Annotated in this window: 25 protein-coding genes, 1 tRNA gene and 2 pseudogenes; 19 read left to right on the top strand and 9 right to left on the bottom strand. The window is 51.6% G+C overall.

Annotated elements, in window-relative coordinates:
* A complete protein-coding gene (locus SIB79_RS00720) occupies positions 1-297 on the bottom strand; it encodes a hypothetical protein (protein WP_413681175.1) in 297 nt (98 codons plus the stop codon).
* Between SIB79_RS00720 and SIB79_RS00715 the strand changes: the two genes are divergently transcribed.
* The 3 genes from SIB79_RS00715 (at position 227) to SIB79_RS00705 (ending at position 4,152) form a co-directional block, all read left to right on the top strand.
* The gene (locus SIB79_RS00715; protein ID WP_413681167.1) at positions 227-1,660 is read left to right on the top strand and encodes a DUF1254 domain-containing protein; all 1,434 of its coding nucleotides are present in this window, start codon (positions 227-229) and stop codon (positions 1,658-1,660) included. The two genes, SIB79_RS00720 and SIB79_RS00715, sit on opposite strands and share 71 nt — an antisense overlap.
* Before the next feature lie 38 nt (positions 1,661-1,698).
* On the top strand, positions 1,699-3,246 hold the full coding sequence (locus SIB79_RS00710) for a DUF1254 domain-containing protein (RefSeq protein WP_063403540.1): 1,548 nt from the start codon (positions 1,699-1,701) through the stop codon (positions 3,244-3,246).
* A gap of 468 nt (positions 3,247-3,714) precedes the next feature.
* Complete coding sequence (locus SIB79_RS00705) at positions 3,715-4,152, top strand: hypothetical protein (protein ID WP_328585521.1); 438 nt, start codon at positions 3,715-3,717, stop codon at positions 4,150-4,152.
* A gap of 42 nt (positions 4,153-4,194) precedes the next feature.
* Here SIB79_RS00705 and SIB79_RS00700 read toward each other — a convergent pair whose 3' ends face one another.
* Both SIB79_RS00700 and SIB79_RS00695 read right to left on the bottom strand, forming a co-directional pair.
* Positions 4,195-4,881 (bottom strand): mechanosensitive ion channel family protein, encoded by a 687-nt coding sequence (locus SIB79_RS00700; RefSeq protein WP_236072613.1) that lies wholly within the window; start codon positions 4,879-4,881, stop codon positions 4,195-4,197.
* Positions 4,767-5,297, bottom strand: coding sequence for a hypothetical protein (locus SIB79_RS00695; RefSeq protein ID WP_236072611.1), 531 nt, complete (start codon positions 5,295-5,297; stop codon positions 4,767-4,769). The genes SIB79_RS00700 and SIB79_RS00695 overlap by 115 nt, the downstream gene beginning before the upstream one ends.
* 267 nt (positions 5,298-5,564) lie before the next feature.
* Between SIB79_RS00695 and rimP the strand changes: the two genes are divergently transcribed.
* From rimP to SIB79_RS00670, 5 genes and pseudogenes are all read left to right on the top strand, one after another.
* Positions 5,565-6,029 carry a ribosome maturation factor RimP gene (gene rimP / locus SIB79_RS00690; RefSeq protein ID WP_063403538.1) on the top strand — a complete coding sequence of 155 codons (465 nt, stop codon included), beginning with the start codon at positions 5,565-5,567 and terminating at the stop codon, positions 6,027-6,029.
* A 53-nt stretch (positions 6,030-6,082) separates the two neighbouring features.
* The gene (nusA, locus tag SIB79_RS00685) at positions 6,083-7,531 is read left to right on the top strand and encodes a transcription termination factor NusA (RefSeq protein WP_063403537.1); all 1,449 of its coding nucleotides are present in this window, start codon (positions 6,083-6,085) and stop codon (positions 7,529-7,531) included.
* Positions 7,528-7,806, top strand: a complete 279-nt coding sequence (locus SIB79_RS00680; RefSeq protein WP_063403536.1) for a YlxR family protein — start codon at positions 7,528-7,530, stop codon at positions 7,804-7,806. Before nusA ends, SIB79_RS00680 begins: the two co-directional genes overlap by 4 nt.
* A 63-nt stretch (positions 7,807-7,869) precedes the next feature.
* Entirely contained in the window at positions 7,870-11,244 is a 3,375-nt protein-coding gene (gene infB, locus SIB79_RS00675) for a translation initiation factor IF-2 (RefSeq protein ID WP_063403535.1), read from the top strand.
* Positions 11,245-11,269: 25 nt separating this feature from the next.
* A pseudogene (locus tag SIB79_RS00670) lies at positions 11,270-11,827 on the top strand (low-complexity tail membrane protein); the annotation flags it as partial.
* Between the two features lie 33 nt (positions 11,828-11,860).
* Here SIB79_RS00670 and SIB79_RS00665 read toward each other — a convergent pair.
* Positions 11,861-12,025, bottom strand: a complete 165-nt coding sequence (locus SIB79_RS00665) for a photosystem II assembly family protein (RefSeq protein ID WP_369818040.1) — start codon at positions 12,023-12,025, stop codon at positions 11,861-11,863.
* Between the two features lie 138 nt (positions 12,026-12,163).
* On the opposite strand from SIB79_RS00665, the gene SIB79_RS00660 reads away from it, so the two are divergent.
* Both SIB79_RS00660 and SIB79_RS00655 read left to right on the top strand, forming a co-directional pair.
* Positions 12,164-12,235 (top strand) — tRNA-Thr (locus SIB79_RS00660).
* 1,473 nt (positions 12,236-13,708) lie between these two features.
* Positions 13,709-14,896 carry a DUF389 domain-containing protein gene (locus tag SIB79_RS00655; RefSeq protein WP_063403533.1) on the top strand — a complete coding sequence of 396 codons (1,188 nt, stop codon included), beginning with the start codon at positions 13,709-13,711 and terminating at the stop codon, positions 14,894-14,896.
* 177 nt (positions 14,897-15,073) lie between these two features.
* Here the strand turns inward: SIB79_RS00655 and psbA are convergent, their stop codons facing one another.
* Positions 15,074-16,150 (bottom strand): photosystem II q(b) protein, encoded by a 1,077-nt coding sequence (psbA, locus tag SIB79_RS00650; RefSeq protein WP_011129798.1) that lies wholly within the window; start codon positions 16,148-16,150, stop codon positions 15,074-15,076.
* A 212-nt stretch (positions 16,151-16,362) separates the two neighbouring features.
* Here psbA and SIB79_RS00645 point away from each other — a divergent pair, with 212 nt between their 5' ends.
* The 4 genes from SIB79_RS00645 (at position 16,363) to SIB79_RS00630 (ending at position 17,771) form a co-directional block, all read left to right on the top strand.
* Positions 16,363-16,554 (top strand): hypothetical protein, encoded by a 192-nt coding sequence (locus SIB79_RS00645; RefSeq protein ID WP_063402895.1) that lies wholly within the window; start codon positions 16,363-16,365, stop codon positions 16,552-16,554.
* Positions 16,551-16,856: a hypothetical protein gene (locus tag SIB79_RS00640; RefSeq protein ID WP_413681123.1), complete on the top strand. Its 306-nt coding sequence runs from the start codon at positions 16,551-16,553 to the stop codon at positions 16,854-16,856. Before SIB79_RS00645 ends, SIB79_RS00640 begins: the two co-directional genes overlap by 4 nt.
* Positions 16,857-16,937: 81 nt before the next feature.
* Positions 16,938-17,324, top strand: a complete 387-nt coding sequence (locus SIB79_RS00635) for a hypothetical protein (protein WP_063402897.1) — start codon at positions 16,938-16,940, stop codon at positions 17,322-17,324.
* 72 nt (positions 17,325-17,396) lie between these two features.
* Positions 17,397-17,771, top strand: a complete 375-nt coding sequence (locus SIB79_RS00630; RefSeq protein WP_063402898.1) for a hypothetical protein — start codon at positions 17,397-17,399, stop codon at positions 17,769-17,771.
* Here the strand turns inward: SIB79_RS00630 and SIB79_RS00625 are convergent.
* Positions 17,768-18,682, bottom strand: a complete 915-nt coding sequence (locus SIB79_RS00625; RefSeq protein ID WP_063402927.1) for an aspartoacylase — start codon at positions 18,680-18,682, stop codon at positions 17,768-17,770. The two genes, SIB79_RS00630 and SIB79_RS00625, sit on opposite strands and share 4 nt — an antisense overlap.
* 55 nt (positions 18,683-18,737) lie before the next feature.
* Here SIB79_RS00625 and SIB79_RS00620 point away from each other — a divergent pair, with 55 nt between their 5' ends.
* Genes SIB79_RS00620 through SIB79_RS00610 form a run of 3 tightly spaced genes read left to right on the top strand, consistent with a single transcriptional unit; the run spans position 18,738 to position 22,359 of the window.
* Positions 18,738-19,730, top strand: coding sequence for a glutathione S-transferase C-terminal domain-containing protein (locus tag SIB79_RS00620; RefSeq protein WP_063402899.1), 993 nt, complete (start codon positions 18,738-18,740; stop codon positions 19,728-19,730).
* Complete coding sequence (locus SIB79_RS00615) at positions 19,727-20,401, top strand: DUF2301 domain-containing membrane protein (protein ID WP_063402900.1); 675 nt, start codon at positions 19,727-19,729, stop codon at positions 20,399-20,401. Before SIB79_RS00620 ends, SIB79_RS00615 begins: the two co-directional genes overlap by 4 nt.
* Entirely contained in the window at positions 20,398-22,359 is a 1,962-nt protein-coding gene (locus SIB79_RS00610; RefSeq protein WP_063402901.1) for an ABC-F family ATP-binding cassette domain-containing protein, read from the top strand. Before SIB79_RS00615 ends, SIB79_RS00610 begins: the two co-directional genes overlap by 4 nt.
* 306 nt (positions 22,360-22,665) lie before the next feature.
* Here SIB79_RS00610 and SIB79_RS00605 read toward each other — a convergent pair whose 3' ends face one another.
* Positions 22,666-22,944: a hypothetical protein gene (locus tag SIB79_RS00605; protein ID WP_063402902.1), complete on the bottom strand. Its 279-nt coding sequence runs from the start codon at positions 22,942-22,944 to the stop codon at positions 22,666-22,668.
* 80 nt (positions 22,945-23,024) lie between these two features.
* Between SIB79_RS00605 and SIB79_RS00600 the strand changes: the two genes are divergently transcribed.
* Positions 23,025-23,243: a CP12 domain-containing protein gene (locus tag SIB79_RS00600; protein WP_011130909.1), complete on the top strand. Its 219-nt coding sequence runs from the start codon at positions 23,025-23,027 to the stop codon at positions 23,241-23,243.
* Positions 23,244-23,344: 101 nt separating this feature from the next.
* On the opposite strand, the gene SIB79_RS00595 is transcribed toward SIB79_RS00600, so the two are convergent.
* Positions 23,345-23,527 carry a hypothetical protein gene (locus tag SIB79_RS00595; RefSeq protein WP_011130910.1) on the bottom strand — a complete coding sequence of 61 codons (183 nt, stop codon included), beginning with the start codon at positions 23,525-23,527 and terminating at the stop codon, positions 23,345-23,347.
* 77 nt (positions 23,528-23,604) lie between these two features.
* A complete protein-coding gene (gene cgtA / locus SIB79_RS00590; RefSeq protein ID WP_063402903.1) occupies positions 23,605-24,594 on the bottom strand; it encodes an Obg family GTPase CgtA in 990 nt (329 codons plus the stop codon).
* Positions 24,595-25,849: 1,255 nt separating this feature from the next.
* Here cgtA and SIB79_RS00585 point away from each other — a divergent pair.
* Positions 25,850-26,038: pseudogene (locus tag SIB79_RS00585) on the top strand (Nif11-like leader peptide family RiPP precursor); the annotation flags it as partial.
* Positions 26,039-26,053: the final 15 nt, after the last annotated feature.

The following is a 26,053-nucleotide window of genomic DNA, read 5'->3' as shown; positions in this document are numbered from 1 at the left end:
TCAGAGAGACGCCCAAGCCATCGCGAAAGATTTATCAGTACAATAAATAGATATGAAGAGCGATTTAATCATGATTAATCCATTCTCGCAGGTGATCTGTAATCGCAGAGCCTCTTCGGTGATCGTGGGGATAGTAATGAGCACATTAGTGAATGGATTGTCAAGCCCAATGGGATTTGCAGAGACAACTGCATTAAAAAAAGCATCCCAGAATTTCACGGCTCCAATACCCTCAGGAATTCTCACTCCAGACACCGTAAAGACGAGTGCTGGAACATTCAGATTTTTTGACGGCATGCCTGATGGAGAGACGGTACGGAAAAGTTTTGAAAATCTCAAGTTCATTCGTGGCTATGAGACATTTCTAACCTTGATGCCAGCAGCAAGCATTGAAATGCTTCGCCATGGTCATGCAGAAGTAGGAGTCGATAACCACACCAAGGTGGCATTGATGGCCCCCTTGAACTCAAATCCTCTGTTCCTGACAGGTAATACCGACACGGTCTACGGATCGACGTTCTTCAACCTGAAAAAGACAGGGCCTCTGGTAATCGAGATCCCTGCTGGTCTTGGTCCAGGAACTATTAATGATGCCTTTTTCCGCTTTGTTGCTGATACTGGAGCTCCTGGGCCAGACAAGGGAAAAGGAGGAAAGTATCTCATCCTGGGGCCAGATGATTCTGAGCCAAGTCATGCTGGCGGCTATTTTGTTTTTCGTTCTCCTACGTATTCAAATTGGTTAATTCTTAGGGCTTTTCTTGATTCCAACGGTAAACCTGATCAAGCAATCGCTAATTATGAAAATGGTTTGCGTCTTTATCCCTATTCCCAAAGGGATAACCCGGCTCAGATGATCTTTATTCAAGCTGGTGAAAAGGTTTTCAATACAGTTCATGCCAATAATTTTAAGTTCTTTAATGAACTCAATACCGTCATTCAGCGTGAGCCCATTGCTTTCCTTGATCCTGAGCTAAGGGGATTGGCATCTGCTATCGGATTGGAAAAAGGAAAATCTTTTTCTCCATCTCCAGAAGATAAAAAGATCCTAGAAGAAGCAATCCAAGTTGGTGTTGCCTACGTACGCTCCGACATGGGTCAACCCCGCAATAAGGATGTTTACTTCTATCAAGACAAACAGTGGTTTACACCTTTTGGAGGTGGAAGTCATGAATGGCTTGTTGATGATGGTGCAGGTGGTCGAAATTTAGATGCACGCAATAATTTCTTTTGGGGCTACACAGTAAATACACCAGCGATGGTGTTGCAAATGATTGGAGCTGGATCGCAATATGGCGTTGTGGCCACTGATGCTAACGGTCGTTATCTCGATGGAAGCAAAACTTACAAGTTCACGATTGACAAAGGTGTGCCTGCGAAAGACTTTTGGTCGATGGTCGTTTACGACCCGCAGACACGGTCTGAGCTGCAGACTGGCCAGCTCTTGCCGAGCAAAAACAGTGTACGAAATCAGGATTTAGACGTTAACACTGATGGCAGTATTGACCTCTATTTTGGCCCCAAACCCCCAACAGGGAAAGAAGCCAATTGGATCGAAACTGTTCCTGGTAAGGGCTGGTTTGCTGTGTTTCGTCTCTACGGACCGCTGCAGCCTTGGTTCGATAAAATTTGGCAGCTCAATGATATTCAGCCGATGGGATGATACCAGGCAAATTTTACTAATTTATTCTAATTAAATCCATGAAACTTTTTAAAACTTCTCTCGCTTCGGCTCTTCTTTTGGCTAGTACTTGTCTGGCTATTCAAGCCCAAGATCTTAAAGCGAATGGATATAACACGCCAATCCCTGAGGATGTTCTGACTCCCAATCGTGTGAGAACAAGACTTGGCTTATTTAATTACTTTGATGGTTTTCCTGATGACGCAACCATGAGACTTGCTCGCCGGCAGGTTGATTTAGGCCGTGGTGTGCAGACATTCCTCAATTTCATACCAGCAGCGTCGCTCGAGATGCTCTACATGGGGCATCGTGATGGCTATGGCATGAAACCAAATCAGGACATCGGCATCTTTGATGAGCTGATGAGTTCCAAGTCTCTTTGGCTCACTGGAAATACCGATACGGTTTACGCCTCTACTTTTCTCGATCTCAGTGCTGGTCCGATCGTTGTGGAAGTCCCACCCGGAACCGGGCCAGGAACAGTGAATGATGCCTTCTTCCGCTTTGTGGTTGATATGGGAGGCCCCGGCCCCGACAAGGGCAAGGGCGGTAAATATCTGATTCTTGGGCCAGGTCAAGAGGCTCCTGCGACGACCGATGGTTTTTTTGTGGCAAAGACCCCGAGCTACATCAACTGGTTGATTCTTCGTGGTTTTCTCGATGAGGAAGGCAAGACTGATACAGCACGAGACAGCTTCAAAAATGGCTTAAAGGTGTACCCCTATGCCATGCGAACAAATCCTCAAGCCAACAATTTCAAGAACCTTACCGACTGGACGGTGAATACCATTCATGCCAATAATTTCAAATTTTACGAGGAACTCAATGAGGTGATCCAACGTGAACCTTCGGAGATGTTCTCCCCAGAGCTGCTGGGCATGGCGTCAGCCATTGGCATTCAGAAAGGCAAGCCTTTTGCCCCGGATGCTGAACAGAAAGCGCTGCTCACTGAAGCTGTAGCCATTGGCAATGCCACTGCCCGTTCGATCCTGTTTTCCCCTCAGGATCCAAAGGCTTATATCTACCCAAATAGGTCTGGTTACTGGCAAACCGGCTTTCCCGGAGGTAGTCACAAGTACCTCGTGAACAAGGGAAATGGTGGACGCGATATGGACGGACGTACCCTTTTCTTCTATCTCGCTACGGTGAATACTCCAGCGATGGCGCTTGAGCTTCCTAGCGTGGGGTCTCAGTACGCCTTCTCCTCGCGAGACAGCAACGGCGCATACCTCGATGGAGCTAACACATACAAACTCACAGTTCCGGCTAATGCTCCGGCCAATCGCTTCTGGTCCTTTGTGGTTTACGACCCCCAGACCCGTTCAATGCTGCAAAGCAAGGAGTCGCCTTATCCAAGCAAAAACAACAAACGCAACCAAGACATGCTGGTGAATGATGATGGTTCCGTAGATCTTTACTTCGGGCCCAAAGCACCCGAAGGGAAAAAGGCAAACTGGATCAAAACCATCCCCAGCAAAGGTTGGTTCGGGATCCTGCGGCTCTATGGTCCACTTGATCCCTGGTTCAATCAAACCTGGAAGCTGGGAGCCATTAAAAAGATGAACTGATTGCCAAGACGTTGATCGTTCAGGCAACCGACGTTGATTTGAATAGGGCATAGTAATGGTTAGCATTAATAGCAAGTTACTGATCAAGAGAACTGAACTTTGGCCCCAATATCTTCATGCAACGTGAGCAAAGCTCCTGAGATCGCATCAGAATGCCACTAGCGATAATCATTGGAGGTGTCTCGCGCAGCGGCTTAACCATCACCAGCGATCAAAACAGGTTGTGCACTGATTTATACGCTCAGTATTGCAAGCACACTACTGGACTTGACTAAACAACCCATTAACTCAAATCATGAGCCACTTGCAGCAATCCCTAGGCTTCAAAGATACCTGCTGGTGTTTAGCTACGTGCTTAGGGCTAACTAGAATTACAATTGCGCTGCAAAATTCCAAGCCCGCCATCATTATGGATGTGAATAGTCCTTTCCTATGTATCAATCACGCTTTGTGGCCGCAGGCCTGGTGATGGCCTCAGTTCTTACCCCTCAGTCAGCCATCGCCAAATGTGAATTCCTAATGCCTATTGGCGGGGATGGCAACAAGATCGTCAAAAAGAGAGTAGAGCGACCAAAGGGTTTGATGGGAAGTGCCTTTGGCCGCACAAACTGGAATACAGACTTTGCTGTTAATCAGCCCTATCGCAATTACAAACTATTCTTCACTGCAGATTCAACCGATTCTGCCAGCTACCCAATTCAGGCCTTCCTCAAGTTCAGCGATGGCAGCAACCTTCAAGTTGTCAACGAATCCATGCGGCCGCCAATGGGTACCGGTAAAATGTTTGGCCCTGTCCAAGCAATTCCTGGTAAAGCGGTGAGTCAAGTGAATTTCAAGGTAGGAACAGCAAAGGATCCAGGCGCTACTGGGTTCAGCTACCGAATTTCTGTTCAAGGCTGCCAGTAATCCAGTCGAAGCATTAGAAATTGACAAGAAAATTGGGGAGGGTCAAGTTGCATCTTCTCCCGATTCTTGATTAATTCCTATCAAAGGGTTCATCGTTTGCGGTTTTTGATTCGAGCCTGAATGAATCAAAGTGCGGGTGGGGAATGGCATGCTTGCACCATGCACTTCAACCACATCACCAATCTTGAGAAGCAACCTCTGCTGCAAGGCCCAAGCATCGCTTAGATTTCCACTAGAGGAATAACAAACCAAGCCTAGATTCAGACTCGAATCGCCATAGACTGTGAAATTCACGGCCATTTTCTTGCTCTGATCTACATCTGAATGATTAACTAAAACCTGCTGAAGATCACTCACGATCGACTCAATCTTTCTACGATCGCCATAATTAACACCAAATTCAATCCAAATCCTGCGGTTGTCTATATCAGCAATATTAACAACCGGCTTACTTGTAAAGATGTTGTTTGGTATGTACATTGGCTGGCGATCAGAGGAGCGCAATTTGGCATAAAACCAACCGATATGTTCTACATTTCCAGAAAGATTTTCGGAGGGAATATCGATGAAGTCACTTACAACAAAGGGACGGTTAACGTAAAGGCTAAGGCCGCTTAAGGAATTCGAGACAATCCCCTTGGCCCCGAAACCCAATGCAACGGCACCAACCCCACCGGCGGTAACCAGTACAGCCGGCGAAATGCCATCAAATGCATCAGCTCCAGGCATAAAATGAGCATGGCTGCAATACCTATGGTCTTTTGAACAACCTCGAATAGGAATAGCCTGTCTTTTTCACCAAAGCCCTGCAGCATCTGAGTGGCATAACTGTCTTGGTTTTGCTTGAGCTCCTTCTTCCAAGACAGCAGCGTCCATGAAAGACCTATGACCACAAGAATTCCAAACGCCTTAACACCATCACGCGGGAATTGAATCAATGACAGATCCAACAAATCCAATAGCCAACAAATCACTCCTACAAGTGCGCAACTCAGAGAAATGCTTTGCCTGCTACTGAGCAGCAATCCACGCCGCAACGAACCTGAGCGGAACCTCCTGCCAAAAGTGTCTAGCAACAACCAACTGACAATGGCTAAAACAAGGCCGGCAATCGGCACCTGAAGATTGAAGAGAAGGGGTGTCATCAGAGGCATAAGCAAGATGCATCCGCACAGATTTGAATTGTCTGCGAAGCGTTAGTTCTGCGAAGCCCATCGGTGCCAAACGGCCGGCCGGCGCTGATTAGCGAATTCTCCAGATTCTCGATGGCTTGATGGCCTTCTCTGCATCAGTTGAACACAGCATGAAGAGGCCATCACCTAGATTGTGTTGATGCCTGGCGGGTACCTTCTTCGGGAGGCAGGTCACTTCTGAAGCCGGTCGGGCCAGAAGTCCAACCTTACCCCCTGCTTTTGCCTCATCCTTTGCTCCCGGACCTGGAAACCCTCGCCTCGGCGACGGCTGCAGGAAAAGGCTACAAACTTTGCTGTGTTCAGGTATTCACCCATCTGATTCCTATGACCATCCAGGTGCAGATCCGTCGCAAGGATGGCAGTGATGTCTCCCTCGACGACTGTGCTCATTTCAGCGCTTCTATGGCTGAAACCCTGGAGACTTCCCAACTTTTTACTGAAGCGTATGTTCTGGAAATCAGCAGCCCAGGGATCGGAGATCAGCTCCACAGTGATCAGGACTTCCTGACTTTCAGAGGCTTCCCTGTGGAGATCAGCTTCCGCGACGACGATTCAGACCTTCATCAAACCGGTCTCTTGCACAAACGATCCGACGAACATGTGCACATCAACATCAAGGGACGCATTCAACGCATACCACGTAAGGCTGTGACCTGCGTGCGCCTTACCAACCCCACGGGATAAATCACCTTAACGATCAGCTCAGCTTCAGCACCGTTCCACTCTTTCCATCGTCGATGGCTCTCGTTCTACTCCCCGGCCTCAACAACCTGATCGAAGACATCAGCGAGGAGAAGAAACTCCCTACCCAAGTGGTGGAAGCAGCCCTGCGTGAGGCCCTCCTCAAAGGATATGAACGTTACCGACGCACTCTTTATCTAGGTATCAGTGAGGACCCTTTCGAAGAAGAATATTTCAGCAACTTCGATGTTGGACTAGAGCTGGATGATGAAGGTTATCGGGTCCTGGCCAGCAAAATCATCGTTGAAGAGGTGGAGAGCGAAGACCACCAGATTGCTCTTCAAGAAGTGATGCAAGTCGCTGAAGACGCCCAGATCGGTGACACCGTGGTGCTCGACGTTACCCCCGAGAAGGAAGACTTCGGCCGGATGGCTGCCGCCACAACCAAGCAGGTACTAGCACAAAAGCTACGCGACCAGCAGCGCCGCATGATTCAAGAGGAATTTGCCGATCTAGAAGATCCCGTACTCACAGCTCGTGTGATCCGTTTTGAACGTCATTCGGTGATCATGGCCGTGAGTTCTGGTCTTGGGCGCCCTGAAGTGGAGGCCGAGCTCCCACGCCGCGACCAGCTCCCCAATGACAATTATCGCGCCAACGCCACCTTTAAAGTCTTTCTGAAGGAAGTCAGCGAAGTGCCCCGACGAGGGCCTCAGCTGTTCGTTAGCCGCTCCAACGCCGGACTAGTGGTTTACCTATTTGAGAACGAGGTGCCCGAAATCCAAGAAGGCTCAGTGCGCATTGTGGCCGTAGCCCGTGAAGCCAATCCTCCGTCTCGTTCCGTGGGCCCACGCACCAAGGTCGCAGTTGACAGCATTGAACGTGAAGTGGACCCTGTCGGCGCCTGCATCGGTGCCCGCGGCTCACGCATTCAGCAAGTGGTTAATGAACTACGCGGCGAAAAAATCGATGTGATCCGCTGGTCACCTGACCCGAGTCAATACATTGCCAATTCCCTTAGCCCTGCTCGGGTTGAGATGGTGCGACTGGTGGATCCAGAAGGGCAGCATGCCCACGTCCTAGTCCCCCCAGATCAACTAAGCCTGGCCATCGGACGAGAAGGACAAAATGTACGCCTAGCAGCTCGTCTAACCGGATGGAAAATCGACATCAAAAACTCCCAGGAATATGACCAGGCCAGTGAGGACACCACCGTCGCCGAGCTGATTTCTCAGCGAGAGGAAGAAGAGGCTCTCCAACGCGATGCTGAAGCCCGTTTGGCTGCTGAACAAGCCACCCGAGCAGAAGAGGATGCACGCCTAAGAGAGCTTTACCCCCTACCGGAAGATGAAGAAGAGTACGACCAAGAAGAACCTGCTAAGACGATGGCTGAAGACGAAAATGCATCTGACGGCCAATCTGACGACTTGAACAGCCAACCTGACGCCTCAAGCGAACAACTCTCAAATGAAAAATCAGTAGAAGAAGAGGACAGAGCTCGGTGAACCAACGCCCCGTCCTGCGTCGCTGCGTGACCTGTCGTCAACTGCTGGATCGCCAGCAGCTTTGGCGGGTGATACGCGACCATCAGGAGGGTGTAGTCCTCGATGAAGGGATGGGTCGTTCGGCCTATATCTGTCCAAGCGAGGCCTGCCTAGAGGAGGCACTCCGCCGCAAACGTCTACAGAAAGCCCTGCGTTGCCAGGTGCCCAACAGCGTTGTGGAGGTGCTGCAAAAGCGGCTGAATCACTCCTTTGATTCCGCCGCTGAGGCAAAATAAACAATGGCCCCGACTTGCTTGGAGCCCCGAGGCACTTCGTGCCCGGACCGACAGGAGCTTTTAATGACCAGCAGCGGCAAAATCAGAATTTATGAGCTGTCCAAGGACCTAGGCCTTGAGAACAAGGACGTGCTCCATGCCGCTGAGAAACTCTCAATTGCGGCCAAGAGCCATAGCAGTTCCATCAGTGACGATGAAGCAAAGCGCATCCGTGGCCTGTTGCGCCAAGGCTCCGCTGCTAATTCAGCTCCACCAAGCAAGTCGGAACCTGGAAAGACAATTCTGTCGGTGAAAAAAGTAGCGCCCACTGCCATTAAGGACGTTGCGCCACCTATTCGAAAAGCTACAAGCAGCTCAGAGATCAGCCACGTCAAGCCATCCGCGCCTGCAAACCCCATACCAACAAGCCCTGCACGACCCTCAACGGAATCGGTGGCTCATCCTGCTCCACCGTCTCGCCCAGCAAACCCCACTCCAACCCCGACAAGCTCGCCACCTAAAACAGTAGCTCGACCGGTCAACGCCCCTATCAGTCGTCCAGCAACCCCCAGCCGACCTACCGCTCCTACACCAAGATCAGCAAACAAACCCTCCTCCCCCGTGCCTCCAAGCACTGGGGACAAAGACCCACGTGCCGGTCAGACCTCTACTGCGAGTAAAGCAACCACCGTTAGTGGAGGAGGCCCTCGTCCCAAAATCGTCTCTAGGCCACAATCGCCAACAGCGCCAGGACGCAGCGCACCCCCGGCCAAGCCATCAATCCCATCTGATCGCAAAGCTCCAAAGCCAGAACTGGTGGGACGCCCTAAGCCAAAGCGTCCTGTCGTAGCCCCTCCGAGCCGACCAGATCCAGAGGGACAACGCCCTGACAAAAAACGACCCGGAATTAGTCCACGACCGATCGGCGGACCAAATCAGCGCACTAACACGTCGCAGCGCCCCGGCGCCCCCATACGGCAAGGCAAAAACAGACCAGGACAGCCTCGTTCTGCCGGCAACACCCTCGAATTAGTGGGCAAGCCCATTCGGCGTGATCGATCCGACGCTGGCTCCGCAGGACGGGATAGCAACAACCGCCCAGGAGCCCCCACCCGCCCAGGCATGCCTGCCGGCATGCGCAAACCGGTGGCCCCTGGAGAGCTGATGCAGCTACAAAAGCCCACCGGTCGACCTGGCACACCACCGCCACGACGACCGGACGGAACCAGCGTCGGAACCCGCGGAGGATCCGAGGGGGCCACTCCACCAGTGGAACGCACTGCGACCGCACCCACAGCACCCAAAAGGCCTGGTCACCGCCCCGCTCAAGCCCCTGCCGGAGCCCCAAGGAGACCCGGTAGACCGGAGTGGGACGACAGCGCCAAGCTGGAAGCCCTACGCAACAAGTCTCCCCAGAAGCAGCGCCAGAAGGTGCACATCATTGGGGAAAATGATGATGCCCTAACCGCAGAAACCAGCGGCTACGCAGGAGAACAACAGGCCGTCGTTCTGACGGCAAGCCTGGCCCGGCCCGCCAAACCAAAATCGCAGAAAAAGCCCGCCTCCAAACCCGTGGCGGCATTACGCAAGCGCAAAAAAGAAACCACCCGACAAAGGCAACGCCGACGGGCAATGGAGCTGCGTGCAGCCCGCGAAGCGAAGCAAGTCAGGCCAGAAATGCTGATTGTTCCGGAGGCCAACCTCACAGTGCAGGAGCTGGCAGACATGCTCAGCATTGAAAGCTCTGAGATCATCAAATCCCTTTTCTTCAAAGGGATTACCGCCACAGTCACCCAGTCACTAGATCTTCCCACGATCGAAGCAGTGGCCGAGGAGTTCGGGGTGCCTGTCCTCCAGGACGACATCGAGGAGGCAGCCAAAAAGACAACCGAGATGATTGAGGAGACTGATCTAGCCCACCTGATCCGCCGTCCACCTGTGGTGACCGTGATGGGTCATGTCGATCACGGCAAAACCAGCCTGCTGGATGCAATCCGCAAAGCCAGGGTTGCCGCGGTTGAAGCCGGAGGCATCACCCAGCACATCGGCGCCTATCAGGTGGAGATCGATCATGGCGGTCAGCCCCGCAAGATCACATTCCTTGACACCCCAGGCCACCAGGCTTTCACTGCCATGCGCGCCCGCGGCACCAAGGTCACGGACATAGCAGTACTAGTGGTTGCTGCTGACGATGGTGTACGCCCTCAGACCCTGGAGGCCATCAGCCACGCACGCGCTGCCAAGGTTCCGATCATTGTGGCGATCAACAAAACGGACAAGGAGGGAGCCTCTCCAGAACGGGTCAAGCAGGAACTTTCTGATCAGAACCTGCTCTCCGAAGAGTGGGGAGGTGATGTGGTGATGGTTCCCGTAAGTGCCATCAAGGGCGAGAACATCGACAAACTTCTCGAGATGATTCTGCTGGTCACCGAAGTTGAGGATTTGCAGGCCAACCCTGACCGTCTGGCCAAAGGCACCGTTATCGAGGCTCACCTCGACAAGGCCAAAGGGCCTGTTGCCACATTGCTAATCCAGAACGGCACCCTCAAAACCGGAGATGTACTCGCCGCCGGCCCAGTGCTTGGCAAGGTGCGAGCCATGGTCGACGACAGCGGAGCCCGACTCAAACAAGCTGGTCCGTCTGGTGCCGTAGAGGCCCTCGGCTTCAGCGAAGTGCCAACAGCCGGAGATGAATTTGAGGTCTACCCAGATGAGAAGTCAGCAAGAGCCGTTGTGGGAGAACGCGCCTCCGATGCCCGTGCCACCAGGCTGGCCCAACAGATGGCCTCAAGGAGGGTGTCCCTCGCAGCCATGTCTGGCCAAGCAAGCGATGGCGAACTCAAGGAACTGAACCTGATTCTCAAAGCCGACGTTCAAGGAAGTGTGGAAGCCATCTTGGGATCCTTGGAACAATTGCCGAAGGATGAGGTACAGGTTCGCGTGTTGCTCTCCGCGCCGGGTGAAATCACCGAAACTGATGTGGATCTTGCTGCTGCATCCGGGGCTGTGATTGTGGGCTTTAACACATCCATGGCCTCTGGAGCCAAGCGGGCCGCGGATGCCACGGGTGTAGACGTTCGTGATTACGACGTGATCTACAAGCTTTTGGAAGACATCCAGATGGCTATGGAAGGTCTACTAGAGCCAGAACTGGTGGAAGAATCGCTTGGAGAAGCAGAAGTGCGTGCCGTCTTTACCATCGGCAAGAGCGCCGTGGCGGGCTGTTACATCACCGCAGGCAAGCTGCAGCGCAACTGCAGAGTGCGTGTACGGCGTGCCAAACAGGTGGTATTCGAAGGCGATCTCGACTCCCTACGCCGCAATAAAGACGACGTCAAGGAGGTGGCCACAGGCTTCGAGTGCGGCATCGGCTGTGATCGCTTTGCCAACTGGGAAGAACGCGACATCATTGAAGCTCACAAACTAGTGACCAAGCGACGCACGCTGAGTAGCTCATGAGGTTTCGCCCCACCTACAACTTGTTGTGATTGCCCAACGCGAACCACTGCTCTGGCTTCAGCTCATCGCTATTGGGGCGATCCCGATAGAATTGCTTTTACTGAGACTGGTTTTAGCCGGGGCAGATCTGGGGCCTGTTCCAGTCTTCGAACGACTACTCACCTGGGCTGTAGCGGTGTTAACGCCAACCCTCGTCCTCTGGAAACGCCCTGCCGACTGGGGATCACTACTGCTACTGCGGCGCCCACTGAGTCAACGCTCAGAGGCCCAGCGCCAGCTCAGTGGTCTTCAGCAGAGCTTGATCCCTCGCTTGAGCCTCTTGGTTGGATCAACAGCCCTACTCGCGATGTTCTGGTGGATCGATCAATCCTCCATTTTGGTGATGGACCTCTCGCCATTACAAGGCAGCTCTCGACTGGTCACACTGCTTACGGCCATCCCCCTACTTGCTCTCGTTCTTTGGCAGTGGCAACAGCTCACCCAGAGCCTCTGGCTTCTAACCCGCTCCGACCAGGAACTTGCCCAGGCCCCCTCTCTAAGCGAAGAACAACTTCAGCATGAACGACTTTGCCTGGGGTTGAGTCTGCTCACCATGCCGGCACTCCAAACCACTCCTTCAAGTTCCGCGACGGCGATCAATCCAAAGCAACCCACCAGTAAGGAGAAGCGCTCCGATCTGAATGGAGACATCAGAGAGGGGAACAATGCTCCCGGAGGAGGCACGCAAGCCCATCGTCAACAGACCGATACAGGCGGAAGCGAAGAAAGCGAACCAGAACACCCGCCGGAAACCCCGCCAAGGGCTGAGTGACTCTTGGATCAGTCGTTCTCTTAGCTGGGGATCCAACTTTGAGCCAGGACCAGAAGAATCGCCCAACAGTTCAAAAGCGCAATGCTTGAATGTTAAGTTCCGCTCACTGCCGGTGTAGCTCAGGGGTAGAGCAACTGATTCGTAATCAGTAGGTCGCAGGTTCAATTCCCGTCACCGGCATCACTCTTTGCAATCTTTCCCAGAGACCTTGGAGCAACATGCCTTTTAAAACCCAAAGGTATATACAATCCCTATAGCCAAAAGCCAACCATGAGCAAAATACTAAAAAAGGCATATTTAGACCTGATTGCTCCTCAAGCAGCAGCCAGCTTTTAACGTATCTGAGCCACAATTAGCCAAATCATCGCTTATTCACTAGACAGAATGCCTTCAAATCTTTCATCTGGCCCAGAAAAGGTTTAAGTAATTATAGCACTATTCCCAAAGGATTATCCAAGATTTTCATCGCCTAACCCTTAGCAAGTTGATCACTAAAAAAGAGCGCAAAAGGGCAAACTTCATATGTTATTCCACTTAATAATGGCCTAAAAGATGAAATACGAGAAGAAATCTAGAATCATCCAAAGAGGTTCAGTAAACACTTTTGCCAAACGAAACCAAAAACAGCCGTATACGACTTCTGCTCTGCCCAGGCTATCGATCTAGAATGCACCATAAATCAAAGCAGATCATCAAAGGTCGCTATAAAGAATCAACAGACCTTCCAAAAGATCATTGCTGATCAAAGAAAGGAAATTGAATTATAACCAGGTTTCTGAACTGATTGTCAGAGCTATTCAGCCTAGCTCTCGAGCAAAACTTTGCTGACATGATCCTGTCTCAAAACCATTAAAGCAGTTCCAGTTTGTGTAATCACTGAATCCAACAAGATCGCTGTTAAAGCACCAATGATTGTCGCTACAAAAATGGCAATCATTCCTTTGCCAAGCTCAGTAGATTGCTTCATCTTTTGCATGTTGTGACTCTAATCGCTGCAAACAATCTCTTCCATATCTGCCGTCTAAGCATTGTTCTGAGTCAAACCCGATTGTGAGATTGATCACATATCAGGAGATCAGCCCTGCCGGAGAAAGCAGGCATTGGCCCCACAGCCCTCTGGAAATCAATTGGTTTTGCTACCCATTAAGCAGACCTACCCTCCAGCAGTGGCCTTTATATGCCTAAATAAGCTCAGCGAGCAACAGCAAAGAGAGTTCAACTGCCCCAATAGCAATCTCTTGAATTAAGGCATAAATCTTGCGAAATTAGCCTAACAAGACTAATCGCCTGTACTCATCTTTAATACTATTAAAAAGCAGCCATTTACATCATCGTATTCTCGCATACCTAGACCTGCCATAGGCACAAGAAATTTCCAAGGATCACTAAAAAATGCACCATTCTTTATTGAACATCATACTACTCAATAATTTCGACAGGGTGAACACCCTCAAAGACGAGTGCTGAGCAAATTTTGCAATCTTGATTTGCTATAGCTGTCAATTCAAAGGCAATCATTAATCCTTGCCATAGAAGTTAATCCAATTCAGTATTCTGCATAAGTGTTAGAAGATCTCCTCCAATTACAACTATCAACATCTGGGACAATAGTCCAACAAACTAGAAGTTCACCTAGGCGAGGTCATTAGAGGCATGGAATCCACTCGCTTGAAGCGAATGCACGACAGTTACAAAAAGGACGCCCAGATCGATGAAGTGTTTGTCGTCCTGACGATCGGCGCCAGCATGATTGCCACCTTGGGCCTACAGGCCAACAGTGCTGCGGTGGTGATTGGAGCGATGGTTGTCGCCCCATGGATCGAGCCCCTACGAGCAAGTGCCTTCGCCGTGTTAATTGGCGACATAAGACTTTTGATGGATGCCCTCCTAAGCCTCTTCGTAGGAGTGTTCATTACCATCTTGCTCTCCGCCTTGCTGGGAGAAGTCGCGAACCTCCCCAAATTGGGTTCGGAAGTCTGGGACCGCACAAGTCCAAACCTGCTCGATCTAGGCATCGCCTTAGTCGCAGGTGCAATGGCCATATACGCAAAGTTGCGCAGAGACGCCGTGAGTTCCCTCGCAGGCACAGCCATTGCCGTGGCTCTCGTTCCACCGGTCTGTGTGATGGGTCTATTAATTTCTCATCAAAACTGGGCCGATGCCTTTGGGGCCGGATTGCTATTCGCTACCAACCTGCTCGGCATTCTTAGCGGTGGGCTTGTGATGATGGCCTGGAAAGAGCCCTCCTTTCTTCAGCGACTACGAGAAAACAATCTCAGCGCCGCCAAATTTTTAGTGACGTTTGGCCTAACAGCACTACTGCTGATCCCCCTAACCAAACAGTTTGTGAGCCTTGTTGGCGAAAAGGATAGGGAGGAGACGCGCGACGAGATTCAACGCACGATTAAGACCTTCCTGAAGCGAGAGACCCTGACCTTCGGTGGCAAGGAGGCGAAGGCAAAAGTGGCAAGCCTTGAGATCGCCTGGGAAAAGAACCCACCAGAGATTCTTCTTGTGGTATTAGTCACCAACCCTGCACAGCCCAGCCTCAAGCAGGTTTCAGCTGTACAGAAAGAAATCAACAAACGCCAAGAGCTGGATTACCAACTCATTGTTCAACGCGTTGTTGTTGTAGAAGGTCCTCCAGAGGAACCCAATCTGATCACAGGGAAAGAAGGGAAACTGATCAAAGATCCCACTCCACAACTCACCACAAATACCATTAAAGACACAGAAGAACAATTTCAAACACAAGAACTAGGCCAAGATCAGGAGCAAAAAAATATGCAACAAAGAACTCATGAAGCGACAACTCAACCAGCTGAGGCCAAGACTCCCTGAAGACCTAAGACTTTGACTTTAAACCTGATTGGAACATTGTTGTTTTGATTCGTTCAGCAGCTCCCTGAGTTCAATGATCTGAGCTAATACACAAGAACAATCATAAAAAAAAAACCCCCTCTTGAGAGGGGGTTTTGAGGTTCAGCTGTTGCCAAACCTTTATTGGGGATGATCGGATCAGCCAATCGCAGGAGCAATCAGAGCCACAGGTGTGGACTCAGCAGCTGCCAGGTCGAGAGGGAAGTTATGAGCATTACGCTCGTGCATCACTTCCATACCGAGGTTGCTGCGGTTGAGCACATCAGCCCAGGTTGGTACAACTCTGCCTTGGGCATCGAGAACCGACTGGTTGAAGTTAAAGCCGTTCAAGTTGAAGGCCATGGTGCTAATACCCAGTGAGGTGATCCAGATGCAGATCACCGGCCAGGCGGCCAGGAAGAAGTGCAGACTGCGGCTGTTATTGAAGCTGGCGTACTGGAAGATCAGACGACCGAAATAACCGTGGGCAGCCACGATGTTGTAGGTCTCTTCCTCTTGGCCGAACTTATAGCCGTAGTTCTGAGACTCGGTTTCGGTGGTTTCACGAATCAACGATGAGGTCACCAGTGAACCGTGCATGGCGGAGAACAAACTGCCGCCAAACATGCCCGCCACACCAATCATGTGGAAGGGATGCATGAGGATGTTGTGCTCTGCCTGGAATACCAACATGAAGTTGAAGGTTCCAGAGATGCCTAAAGGCATGCCATCAGAGAAGGAACCCTGACCAACGGGATAGATCAGGAAAACAGCAAAGGCTGCCGACAGCGGTGCGCTGTAGGCCACACAGATCCAAGGGCGCATGCCCAAGCGGTAGGAGAGTTCCCATTGGCGACCCAACCAGCAACAAATGCCGATCAGGAAGTGGAACACAACAAGCTGGTAAGGACCGCCGTTGTAAAGCCACTCATCAACAGAAGCAGCTTCCCAAATGGGATAAAAGTGCAGGCCGATGGCGTTGCTGGAAGGAACAACAGCACCAGAAATGATGTTATTGCCGTAGAGGAAAGAGCCAGCAACAGGCTCACGGATACCGTCGATATCAACCGGCGGTGCCGCAATAAAGGCAATGGTGAAGCAGATGGCAGCTGCCAACAGCGTGGGAACCATCAGGACACCGAACCAACCCACATAAATGCGGTTATTGGTGGAGGTGACCCAATTGCAGAAGGATTCCCAGCCACTGAGGCGACCACTGCGAATGGTGGTGGTCATTGAGTTAAGTAAGAAAAAGAGCCCCCGAAGGGACAGCTAAAAAAGCAGGCAAAACCTGCCAGAGCTAATTGTAAAGGAACATTGCGCAATCTGTAAATGGATTGCGCTGGAAAAGATGTAGTCCTTGGCATCCACAAGAAAACCCCAGGAAAACTTAAGTTTTTTGGCCATGGATCCCTGCAGCAGCTCTTGGCTCTGATCCGCTGGCAAACATGAAAGGCGTCGCCTTAAAGGGATTGCAACAACTCTCCATGGTGCATCCTCGACGCAACAGGCTTGAGGCTCAAGCTGAGCTCAACAACTGGAGCAAAGCCTGGCGCAGGCAAGCTGAACCCACTAGTAGTGGTTTACAACTCCTAATTGCATGCCGAGAATTGCGCCTGCTCTTTTTTCGACCCTCATGATGGTGGCTGGACTAATGGCCATCACAGGATGTCGAAAAAATCAGCCCTCATGGACGACAAGCCAAGCTGAAGCGATCAATCGTCTTGAACTCAGACTCGATCAGCTCGAGCATCGACTAGGGCAAACGACCCCCTCCGCTACCGACACCAACAGCAAGACCCCCGCCGGGCCGGTGAAGTCACTCACCTTTCGCATGGAATCAACTGATGGCCGCCTAAGGGTTTACTGGGCCGACGGCAGTGACAGCGACCTCCTTTGCACGAAAGAACAATCGACGCGGATTCAATGGGCATGTGGCTGATTTCAGGCACAACCGATCACACCTCTAAACCAACACTGATAAACCTTTGATGGGTTTAGGAAACAACATGCAGATGATGAGATGTTTTCCTCGCGCTTAAGGGCTGCTGCCCCTCTTGCAGCTGCCGTGATAGTCGTCGGGTCATCTGGTCTATCCCATGCACAGAACAGCCTGCCGCTAGCCCAACCAAGAGCAGCAAACCTGGCGCGAATGCGCGCCGAATTCCTCAATGGCGGCCTGGGTGCCTATCGAGCCGATCAGTGCATGTATGTCACCGGAGCCGAAGAATGTCTTGTCTCAACAACCAATGAAGGGTTCCGATTTCAATTCCGAGGGGGGACTCCAGGCTGGCAACAGCTCAGCCCAGCAGAGCCAACCCTTGAAACCGAGGTGATCATCTCTCGTGATGGTGATCGCATCCTCTCCGTGCCCTACAACGGCCCATTGCGTCACCCTCGCCAACCATAGAAACCTTCGGTTTTTGAGCAGACCAAGCGACGCGTTCTTGCTATTAGATGGGTTGAGCCTTCGAGCAAAGCGATGACTCTTCGCACAATCTCACTCGTCATAGCCCTTAGTGGAACTGCCTGCTTAGCCGATCTAGCGACACCGACCCACGCCCAAGACCAGCTTCCTTCCTCCCAGATCCGCGCCCTCAACCTGGCCCGTGGCACCGCGGTCAAAGAAAACGGCGGTCTTTCGGTTTACCAACCGGCGCCTTGCATGTTTGACACCAGCAATGGTGGTAACGATTGCCTGATCAGAGACACCATCAATGGCTACACCTATAGCTTCTTAGGTGGGGCCCCAGGCTGGTCGGAATATGGCAATGAACCGACCAAAGAAACCGTCATTCAAATTGCCCCCGACGGAAGGTCTGTCAATCAGATCATCTACAACGGTCCCCCTCGTTAACAGTCGACTAACTGCTGCAGGGCCCCTTGCCATTGCTCAGGCAGGGGGCAGACCTCTCGACAGGTCAGGCTCATGGCGATGTGCTTTTCAACGTAGGCCGCCTCGTTGATAAAAACGGGGATAGGAGAATCTCGACCTTCAAATCTGAGCACCTCTCCATCTGGCCAGAGAAACAAGGGGGCACCCATCTGCAAAGGCTGCCAATCACGGCCCTGAAGATATGGATGCACACATGCAGCAGGCTGGCCCAAGGCATCACGGGGCAGGTCCAGACTCCCCAGATGAGAGTGCACCACAAACTGATCTGGGTAGGTCGGCGATCCAGATGCAACGCTGCTCAGAGCCTCGAGACAGGCCTGAACAGCAAGTCGTGTCTGTTCAATAATGCAGGCCTTTAACAGACCCTGGGGAACAGGACCGATTTCAATCACTAAGCCACAGGGCCAGCGCTCCACCAAAAACCCCTGCTGGTCATCATCCCCATCATGCAGATAGATAGGCAAACCCAAGCGAGCCTGAATCAATGCTGCTAAAGCCAGGTCAACCGGCCGTCGGCCATAAACCACAAGAGTGCTTCCCATTGCTGAAGTGGTGCTATGCAAATCAATAACGATCTGGCAAGGGGTTGATCCCTCTGGACCAAAAAAACTAAGCAGCTGCTTGGCACGAACAACCTCTCGATCCAAGATGCTGGGAGATCTGAGCAAGTCGAGCCGAAAGCTGCGGTTGAGATCGCAATCCAAATAACGCCGGCCCAACGCAAGAGCCTCTGGATTACCGATCACCGGCACCACACCAACACCATGGGTGTTGATCAGCTCAGGGGTCTGAGACCATTGATCGAGAAGCCAGGGACCGTTGACTTCATTGCCATGAGTACCCGCCACCAGAAGCACCTGAAGGCCAGACATCAAGATTCGATCGCAATCCTCAGCCTGACCGAAAATGGCTGCAAAGGGAACAACCATGTCGATCCCCCCCGCAATCGTTGCCGCCGCCCGAATGGGCTGGCACTGGCAATGGATTCAATTAATGAACGGTCTTGCTCCAGCAGATGCCCAGGGAAACTATCGGCGCCCCCCCAGCCAGCATCAGCAAGCAACATTGCCCGCAGAGCAAGAGCTGAGCAAAAGATCAGCAGACCAATACCCACGCCTCATCATTGGTCGCAGTTGTCCTTGGGCACATCGCACCTGGCTGGTGCTTCAGCTGCGCAACCTTCATAGCAGCCTCACCCTGCACCTGGCACGCGCCGACCATAAGGCCGGCCGTTGGCAATTAGATCCAGCCTGGTTGGGCTGCAATTCTCTACTTGCCCTTTACCAACGCTGTGGCTCCCCACCCAGCCATCGCGCCACTGTTCCGGCCCTGGTCGATCCAGGCAGCATGAAATCCCAATCACCGCAGCTACTCGGTAACGAAAGTGCCCAACTCGTGGAAGTTTTGAACCTTTGGCCGGCGGCTAAAGATGCTCCCGACCTAGCCCCCTCCCATCTTCAAGGTGAGATAAATGGCTGGCAACAGCTTCTTCAGCCCGCTGTTAACGATGGTGTCTATCGATGTGGTTTTGCACGCAACCAAGCGGCTTACGACAAGGCCTGCAATGAACTATTCAACACCCTTGCGCAAGTGGACCACAGCCTCTCCCAGAAGGGTCCATGGCTTTGTGGAGACCAACTCACCCTGGCTGACGTGAGGCTGTTCCCGACCTTGATCCGCTGGGAGATGGTCTATGCACCACTGTTTGGCTGCAGTCAACAGCCCCTTTGGGCCTTCCCTCATCTCTGGCATTGGCGCCAAAGGCTTCTAGCCCTCCCAGGTGTAGCCAAAACCTGTGATTCGCAGGCCTGGCGTCAGGACTATTTCGGCGCACTCTTTCCCCTAAATCCGAGCAATATTGTTCCGGCCGGTCCTGATCTGGCCAAACTGGTAAATGCATCAGCCCCTGATCAGCGATGACCGGCAACACACAATCCTTGACTTCAGACATCGCCGCTATGGCAGAGAAAGAGTTTGAGGGTGTTTATGGCCGCTACAGGATCACCAGCACTGACGAATTGGAAGTGCAGCGCTACCGCCTTGCTTTACTGCTCTGTGGCCTGGCCTTCACAGCAGGACTGGGACAGTGGCTGATGATTGGGCCAACATGGGCATGGCTATGGCTACTACCGATGTCAATCGGCCTGGGCTTAGCTCTGAATTGGATTCACATCTACCTCCGCCCACTACACCAGGCACTTAAGTTGTTATGGGCCTTGGGCTGCCTAGGTGCCGTCGTGATGGCATGGAGTGTCGGTACTGACACGATGCTCTCAACGCTGACAGCAGAGCCTGCTTGGACCTGGGCGATTGGCCCTTTATTTGCAGCACTCACTGGGGTTGGATTCAAAGAATTCTTCTGCTTCGGCCGACCAGAGGCAATTGGTCTCACCCTGCTCATCCCAATAGCCCTCTTGGGTCATCTCAGCGGGTTAATGAGTGGCTCTATCGTGATGGGATTACTGGGTTCTGCCTCTCTGCTGCTGCTGGTATTAGCCCTACGAAAGTTCGGCATGGACGCCGCTGCTGACGTAGGTGATAAGAGTGTGTTTGCTTACCTCAGCAATCAGCAAGCTAACGAAGCTCTGTGAGCCTGATCAGCCTGATAGAGGCCTCAAAAGACTTTGGCATCAACACTCTGTTTGCCAACCTCACCCTGCACATCAACGAAAGAGAACGTCTAGGGCTGATCGGACCGAATGGAGCCGGGAAATCGACGCTACTGAAGGTGCTCGCCGGAGAGGAACCCCTAGGAGAGGGTGAAAGGAGATGCTCAGCGCGATTAAGGGTAGAGCTCGTGGGACAGGAGAGCTCTGTAAACCCTGGCCATACGGTGCTGCAAGAAGTCTTGGCCGGGTGCGGTGAAAAGAGAGAGCTGCTACTGCGTTTCAACGAACTCAGCAATTCGATGGCCCGCAACCCCAACGATGCAACGCTTTTGGCTGAGTTAGGACAAGTCAGCCAGCGGATGGATGACGCCCAGGCCTGGAGCTTGGAACAGCAATGTCAAGAGGTCCTTCAACGTCTTGGTATCACCGATCTAGAGCGGCCGGTTGAAGAACTCTCTGGTGGGTATCGCAAGCGCGTCGGCCTTGCCTCCGCCTTGGTTGCCAGACCCGACGTTTTGCTGCTCGATGAGCCCACCAACCATCTCGATGCGGCAGCAGTGGAGTGGCTACAAAGTTGGCTCGATCGTTTTCCAGGCGCTTTGGTGCTTGTCACCCACGATCGCTACGTGCTCGATCGGGTGACACACCGCATGGTGGAAGTAGACCGAGGTAAAGCCCATACCTATGCCGGCAACTACAGCACTTTTCTACAACAAAAGGCCGAACTTGAAGCTTCAGAAGCCTCCACTGCTCACAAGTTCAAAGGGGTTTTAAGACGAGAGCTGGCCTGGTTGCGACAGGGGCCCAAAGCACGCAGTACCAAGCAGAAAGCACGCCTGCAGCGAATTGAGGAGATGCGCGCAGAACCATTGCCACAACTGCGGGGTTCCTTGAAGATGGCGAACGCAAGCAGGCGCATCGGCAAGCTAGTGATTGAGGCGGAAGCCCTGCAAGTCACGGCCAATGGCAAGCCCGACAGTCCTCTCCTTCTAGACAACTTCACCTACAGCTTTAGTCCAGAAGACCGCGTTGGCATCATCGGCCCCAATGGCAGTGGCAAATCCACATTGCTTGATTTAATCGCCGGCAGACGTCAACCAAACGGCGGAACACTGCGATTAGGTGAAACAGTGCACCTGGGATATCTCGACCAGCACACCGAGGACATCACCAAAGGCAAGGGCCTAGATCGCAAAGTGATCGACTTTGTCGAAGAAGCTGCCTCTCAAATCTTTCTGGGAGAAGAACAAATTACGGCCTCCCAACTACTGGAACGCTTCCTATTTTCACCGGCTCAGCAGCACAGCCCGCTGGGGAAGCTCTCTGGGGGCGAAAGACGCCGACTCACACTCTGCCGGATGCTGATCCAAGCACCGAATGTGCTGCTGCTTGATGAACCCACCAACGACCTCGATGTCCAGACACTAAGCGTGCTGGAAGATTTCCTTGAGGATTTCCGCGGCTGCGTTGTCGTGGTCTCCCATGACCGCTATTTCCTCGATCGCACAGTTGATCGTCTTTTCAACTTTGAGAATGGACAATTGAAACGTTTTGAGGGCAATTACAGCGCCTTTCTTGAACAACAACAACGACGACAAGAGAGAGAGCTCAACGAAGCAAATGAGCCCAAATCGAGCAGACTTTTGAAGGATTCTGGACCATCTAGAATATCCAAAAGATCCTCTCAAGAGGCAGAAGGCTCTTCATCCCAAGCCACAGAAAACAGCAAGCCAAGACGTCGAAGCTTCAAGGAATCACGTGAACTAGAAGCTCTAAACATTGAAATCCCACTACTTGAAGCCAAGCGCTCTAACCTTGAGGCTAATCTGACAAATGGAGACGAAGACTTGACTCTGCTCAGTCAACAATTAGCCGAGCTAGTCGAAACATTGAACAGAGCTGAAGAACGCTGGCTCGAACTCAGCGAACTGACTGCATAAGACGGCGCCAACGTCGATGGGTCTGGCGCAATTCTGCATCAGATAATGTCCTGGCTAATAAAACTGTGTTAGTCGGAGAATCAGAACATTGACAACTGGTTGCCATCTCTGACTCAAGGGAAGTCGCTCTTAAGTGCACTGCTCCAAGAAACAAGTTTTATCCGTCATCCCTCAACCTCAGCCAAATTCATGGCCATTGGGCGGCAATCATCTACCGCACCATGCTGGACCATCTGACCCCCTTGGGCCTCAGATCTAGATCTTAAGAGCAAGCCACATGGGTTCTGCTCGAAAATATCGCAAGCTTCAACGATGGGCCGAAAGCGTTGACGGACCTAGCCAGAAAGAGCACATGACTTCCACTCCAATACATCCGCAAAGCTGAGGCCACTGCGTCATTGCCTCTTTGCAGAGAGATAGCAAAGCCTGTTCTGGCCCGTTCTTCCAGAACATCCTTCCCTGTTCATCGATGAAATGACGATCTTGCCGGTCTCCGATCCGTACCATGCCATCAGCCTCCATCTGCCTAATCAGCTGGGAGCCAATGGTGAAAAGCCTTGGCAATGGTGTTGTAACGGAAACCAAGTCAGGCCTCCCCCCATGGCGCAACTGATCAAAGTGCTTATGTTGTGGCAGTGATAGAGGCCGGCGCAGGCCAAGACCCTATGAAAACCATCGACGAGCACATTCAGAAGGATCAATCTGAGATCCAAGACGCCAAAGCCCAAGGTAACGACGCCAAGGTGCGCCATCTCACCGACGAAATCCATTCCCTTGAGGAATACAAGGATCACCACCCAGAAGATAAACACGACCCCAATGCCCTGGAATTGTTCTGTGACGCCAATCCAGATGAGCCCGAGTGTCGCGTCTACGACGACTGAGTTGATCGGCTAAGAGAACTTGACTCAGAATGATCTAAAGCGGGCATAAGCCCGCTTTTTTTTGCTAACGAACTGAGCGAGGGTCAAGATCTTGATCCAGTTCAAACATCCTCATTGAAGTCAGACGGACTACTGGTGAGAGAGCAGACGACCGCTTCCTCATTCCTCATTTCTCGAACTTCAGCAATGGGACGTCCCATCCGCCGCAGAGCCTCAATCTCCTGATGGGTCTGGCAACGGGCAATCTCCTTGCCCTGCTGATCAAAGCAGCTGTAAAAGGTCATGACATCAATGGTTTCACTCCAGTTATGACCAATGACCCGCGAACACACAAGTCTGGATGTGGTCTCGTAGATCTGACTCAGACGCCAAGTTCCTTCCATACCTGCGCCAAAAGCCTCTCAAGGCCTAGACCCATGGCAGCAGAAATCAAAATCAAGCGTCGACCACTCGCTGCCTGAAGGGCATCAACCAGCTGATCTTGATGCTGTTCATCCAATAACTCCTGTTTATTGAGCACCAACAGCCGTGGCCTTTCAACCAAGTCATGGCCATAAGCAACCAGCTCCTTTTCAACCACCAGCAAGTCTTCAACGGGATCTTCTGCGCCACCATCCAACACATGAATCAACAGCCTGGTGCGTTCGATGTGGCGAAGGAAATCATGTCCTAGGCCTGCTCCTTGTGCTGCACCGGCAATAAGACCAGGGATATCAGCGAAAACTGTGCCATCTCCGCTGGGTCGACGCACCACACCAAGATTGGGCACCAATGTGGTGAAGGGATAATCAGCAATCTTGGGCCGGGCTGCCGAAAGCACAGAAATCAAAGTGCTCTTGCCTGCATTCGGCAAACCAATGATCCCCACCTCTGCTAATAACTTGAGTTCCAATTGAAGGAACCATTCCTCCCCATCGCGCCCTTCCGTGAATTTTTCAGGAGCACGGTTGCGATTACTCAGGTAATGGGCATTACCAAGCCCTCCACGCCCTCCATAAGCCACCACAAGTAGATCTTCAGCTCGAGTGAGGTCCCCAAGAAGGATGCCCGTGGAGAGATGACGCACTTCAGTGCCACATGGCACCTTGATGATCAAGTCTTTGCCTGAAGCGCCGGTACAGCGATTCGGGCCACCCCGCCGACCATCAGGCGCTGGGAAAAGTCTCTTGTACTTAAAATCCAGCAGGGTCTGAAGGTTGCCATCCGCTTCCAGAACGACGTTGCCGCCATCACCGCCATCCCCACCAGAGGGACCGCCAGCCGGCACATACTTCTCCCGCCTAAAAGCCATGATCCCATCGCCACCGCGCCCGGCTCTAACGGTGATACGTGCCTGATCTATGAACTGCATCCTATTCCAGAAATACCAATGGATTTAAGCGGAGTGAATTAAGAAGGGAGGAATCGGGGTTGGAATAACGAGAAGCATTTGCAATAAAAATTAGGCAGTTATCCCATGTTAATTAGTGGCGATACAAGCATTAACTATTGGCGAAAAGAAATATGCATAAGTACTTACACCTAACATCCCGGCGAGCAGATGAGCGAGTGAGCGTGAATAGTGTTTATCAACAAAGCAGGCTGCCAAAGCCCTCTCACATTAATGAAAACTTTAGCTTCCATAACTGAAGAGGTAAAATAAAAGAAGCGATCGACGTAAGCAAAGTCATGGCAATTGATACCAGCCATATTCTCAAGGTCAAGGAATAGAGATGCAAGCGTTTACGATGGCCTGAATTATTTCAATCCCGCAGCTGACAACGGGAACCCATGCTCCAACGGACGATGCAAGCGTTTTTAAAAAATGATGGCTACACTAACTAAAAAAAACGTAAAAATACCTAATAACTGACCCCAAAGAAAGCAACGAAGAAATCAATGAGGAGCTATCAGACGATGAATTGAAGGATGTAGCTGGAGGCTTTGTGGATTGGTGCACGCTTCGCTTCAATCAAGGTTTTCAAGCTGTTGAAGGGAAAGATTCAGACTCTGGCTTAGGGATAACAAAAGAAGATCCCACAAAGAGTAAGAAGGGTATGGATTCTATAAGTGGTGAGACACCACTCCCTTAGATCCTATATCCCTAGACGAACCTTCCTTTTTCATCATCTATTTTGCAAAACATAATTACCAAGTCAACAATCTCGCTATCGCCGAGCAAAGAAGAAGGCCTGCTTTAGACTGGCTTAATCAAAGTGACGGCCCTGGGCAACCCTTGCTACCACAATATCTCTTATTTGATACTTTATAGCCTGCATGAAGAGACTAAAATCGCAATACACGTTCAACTGAGGTTACCATGGACAAACTCAACCTAATGGCAAAATATAAGGATAATATATCTACAACAAGAATCCTTTTAGGGATTAGTGCTTTGCTTTCGCTAAGATTTCTTGGGGTGATTGTTGAGCCAAGCTAATCATTCAAAAGCCTTGCAAAGGTTAGGAGAAAGGGAGCGTGTGTGCATCTACACAGATTACACTAACAAGTAGCCTGAAAAGCTATTATTAGCAGACTATTATAGTGATCGCTTTCTTTTGTTAGCGCTTGCAAAATGAATGCTTACTGGCCATTGGCTCCGCTTCTTGTCTGAGCCCTGCTAAACGCAACTAGAGCGAGAAGGTGCTGATGTTGTAGCCATTGCCAAAGCTGCAGGGTTCGCGATTACCACTGAAGATCTAAACACTCATCGCCAAAACCTGTCTGATGAGGAGCTGGAAGCTGCTAGTGGGGGAGGCGGCCCTTCTTTGAGTGCCTCCTCTTGCCGGGGAAGCTCTAGGGATTTTGATCCATGAATGAGTTGGTCAGGG

Source organism: Prochlorococcus sp. MIT 1342 (assembly GCF_047304495.1).
GTDB classification, from domain to species: domain Bacteria; phylum Cyanobacteriota; class Cyanobacteriia; order PCC-6307; family Cyanobiaceae; genus Prochlorococcus; species Prochlorococcus marinus_D.
The sequence above is the reverse complement of the archived record's forward strand: the minus strand, read 5'-3'. Positions and strand labels throughout refer to the sequence as shown.

What these genes read in the sequence shown, in the direction of transcription:
- SIB79_RS00720 (WP_413681175.1), bottom strand. Translation starts at nt 297, where the DNA reads ATGCCGTCAAAAAATCTGAATGTTCCAGCACTCGTCTTTACGGTGTCT.
- SIB79_RS00710 (WP_063403540.1), top strand. Translation starts at nt 1,699, where the DNA reads ATGAAACTTTTTAAAACTTCTCTCGCTTCGGCTCTTCTTTTGGCTAGT.
- SIB79_RS00705 (WP_328585521.1), top strand. Translation starts at nt 3,715, where the DNA reads ATGGCCTCAGTTCTTACCCCTCAGTCAGCCATCGCCAAATGTGAATTC.
- SIB79_RS00700 (WP_236072613.1), bottom strand. Translation starts at nt 4,881, where the DNA reads ATGCCTGGAGCTGATGCATTTGATGGCATTTCGCCGGCTGTACTGGTT.
- SIB79_RS00695 (WP_236072611.1), bottom strand. Translation starts at nt 5,297, where the DNA reads ATGACACCCCTTCTCTTCAATCTTCAGGTGCCGATTGCCGGCCTTGTT.
- nusA (WP_063403537.1), top strand. Translation starts at nt 6,083, where the DNA reads ATGGCTCTCGTTCTACTCCCCGGCCTCAACAACCTGATCGAAGACATC.
- infB (WP_063403535.1), top strand. Translation starts at nt 7,870, where the DNA reads ATGACCAGCAGCGGCAAAATCAGAATTTATGAGCTGTCCAAGGACCTA.
- SIB79_RS00655 (WP_063403533.1), top strand. Translation starts at nt 13,709, where the DNA reads ATGGAATCCACTCGCTTGAAGCGAATGCACGACAGTTACAAAAAGGAC.
- psbA (WP_011129798.1), bottom strand. Translation starts at nt 16,150, where the DNA reads ATGACCACCACCATTCGCAGTGGTCGCCTCAGTGGCTGGGAATCCTTC.
- SIB79_RS00645 (WP_063402895.1), top strand. Translation starts at nt 16,363, where the DNA reads ATGAAAGGCGTCGCCTTAAAGGGATTGCAACAACTCTCCATGGTGCAT.
- SIB79_RS00640 (WP_413681123.1), top strand. Translation starts at nt 16,551, where the DNA reads ATGATGGTGGCTGGACTAATGGCCATCACAGGATGTCGAAAAAATCAG.
- SIB79_RS00635 (WP_063402897.1), top strand. Translation starts at nt 16,938, where the DNA reads ATGTTTTCCTCGCGCTTAAGGGCTGCTGCCCCTCTTGCAGCTGCCGTG.
- SIB79_RS00630 (WP_063402898.1), top strand. Translation starts at nt 17,397, where the DNA reads ATGACTCTTCGCACAATCTCACTCGTCATAGCCCTTAGTGGAACTGCC.
- SIB79_RS00625 (WP_063402927.1), bottom strand. Translation starts at nt 18,682, where the DNA reads ATGTCTGGCCTTCAGGTGCTTCTGGTGGCGGGTACTCATGGCAATGAA.
- SIB79_RS00620 (WP_063402899.1), top strand. Translation starts at nt 18,738, where the DNA reads ATGTCGATCCCCCCCGCAATCGTTGCCGCCGCCCGAATGGGCTGGCAC.
- SIB79_RS00615 (WP_063402900.1), top strand. Translation starts at nt 19,727, where the DNA reads ATGACCGGCAACACACAATCCTTGACTTCAGACATCGCCGCTATGGCA.
- SIB79_RS00600 (WP_011130909.1), top strand. Translation starts at nt 23,025, where the DNA reads ATGAAAACCATCGACGAGCACATTCAGAAGGATCAATCTGAGATCCAA.
- SIB79_RS00595 (WP_011130910.1), bottom strand. Translation starts at nt 23,527, where the DNA reads ATGACCTTTTACAGCTGCTTTGATCAGCAGGGCAAGGAGATTGCCCGT.
- cgtA (WP_063402903.1), bottom strand. Translation starts at nt 24,594, where the DNA reads ATGCAGTTCATAGATCAGGCACGTATCACCGTTAGAGCCGGGCGCGGT.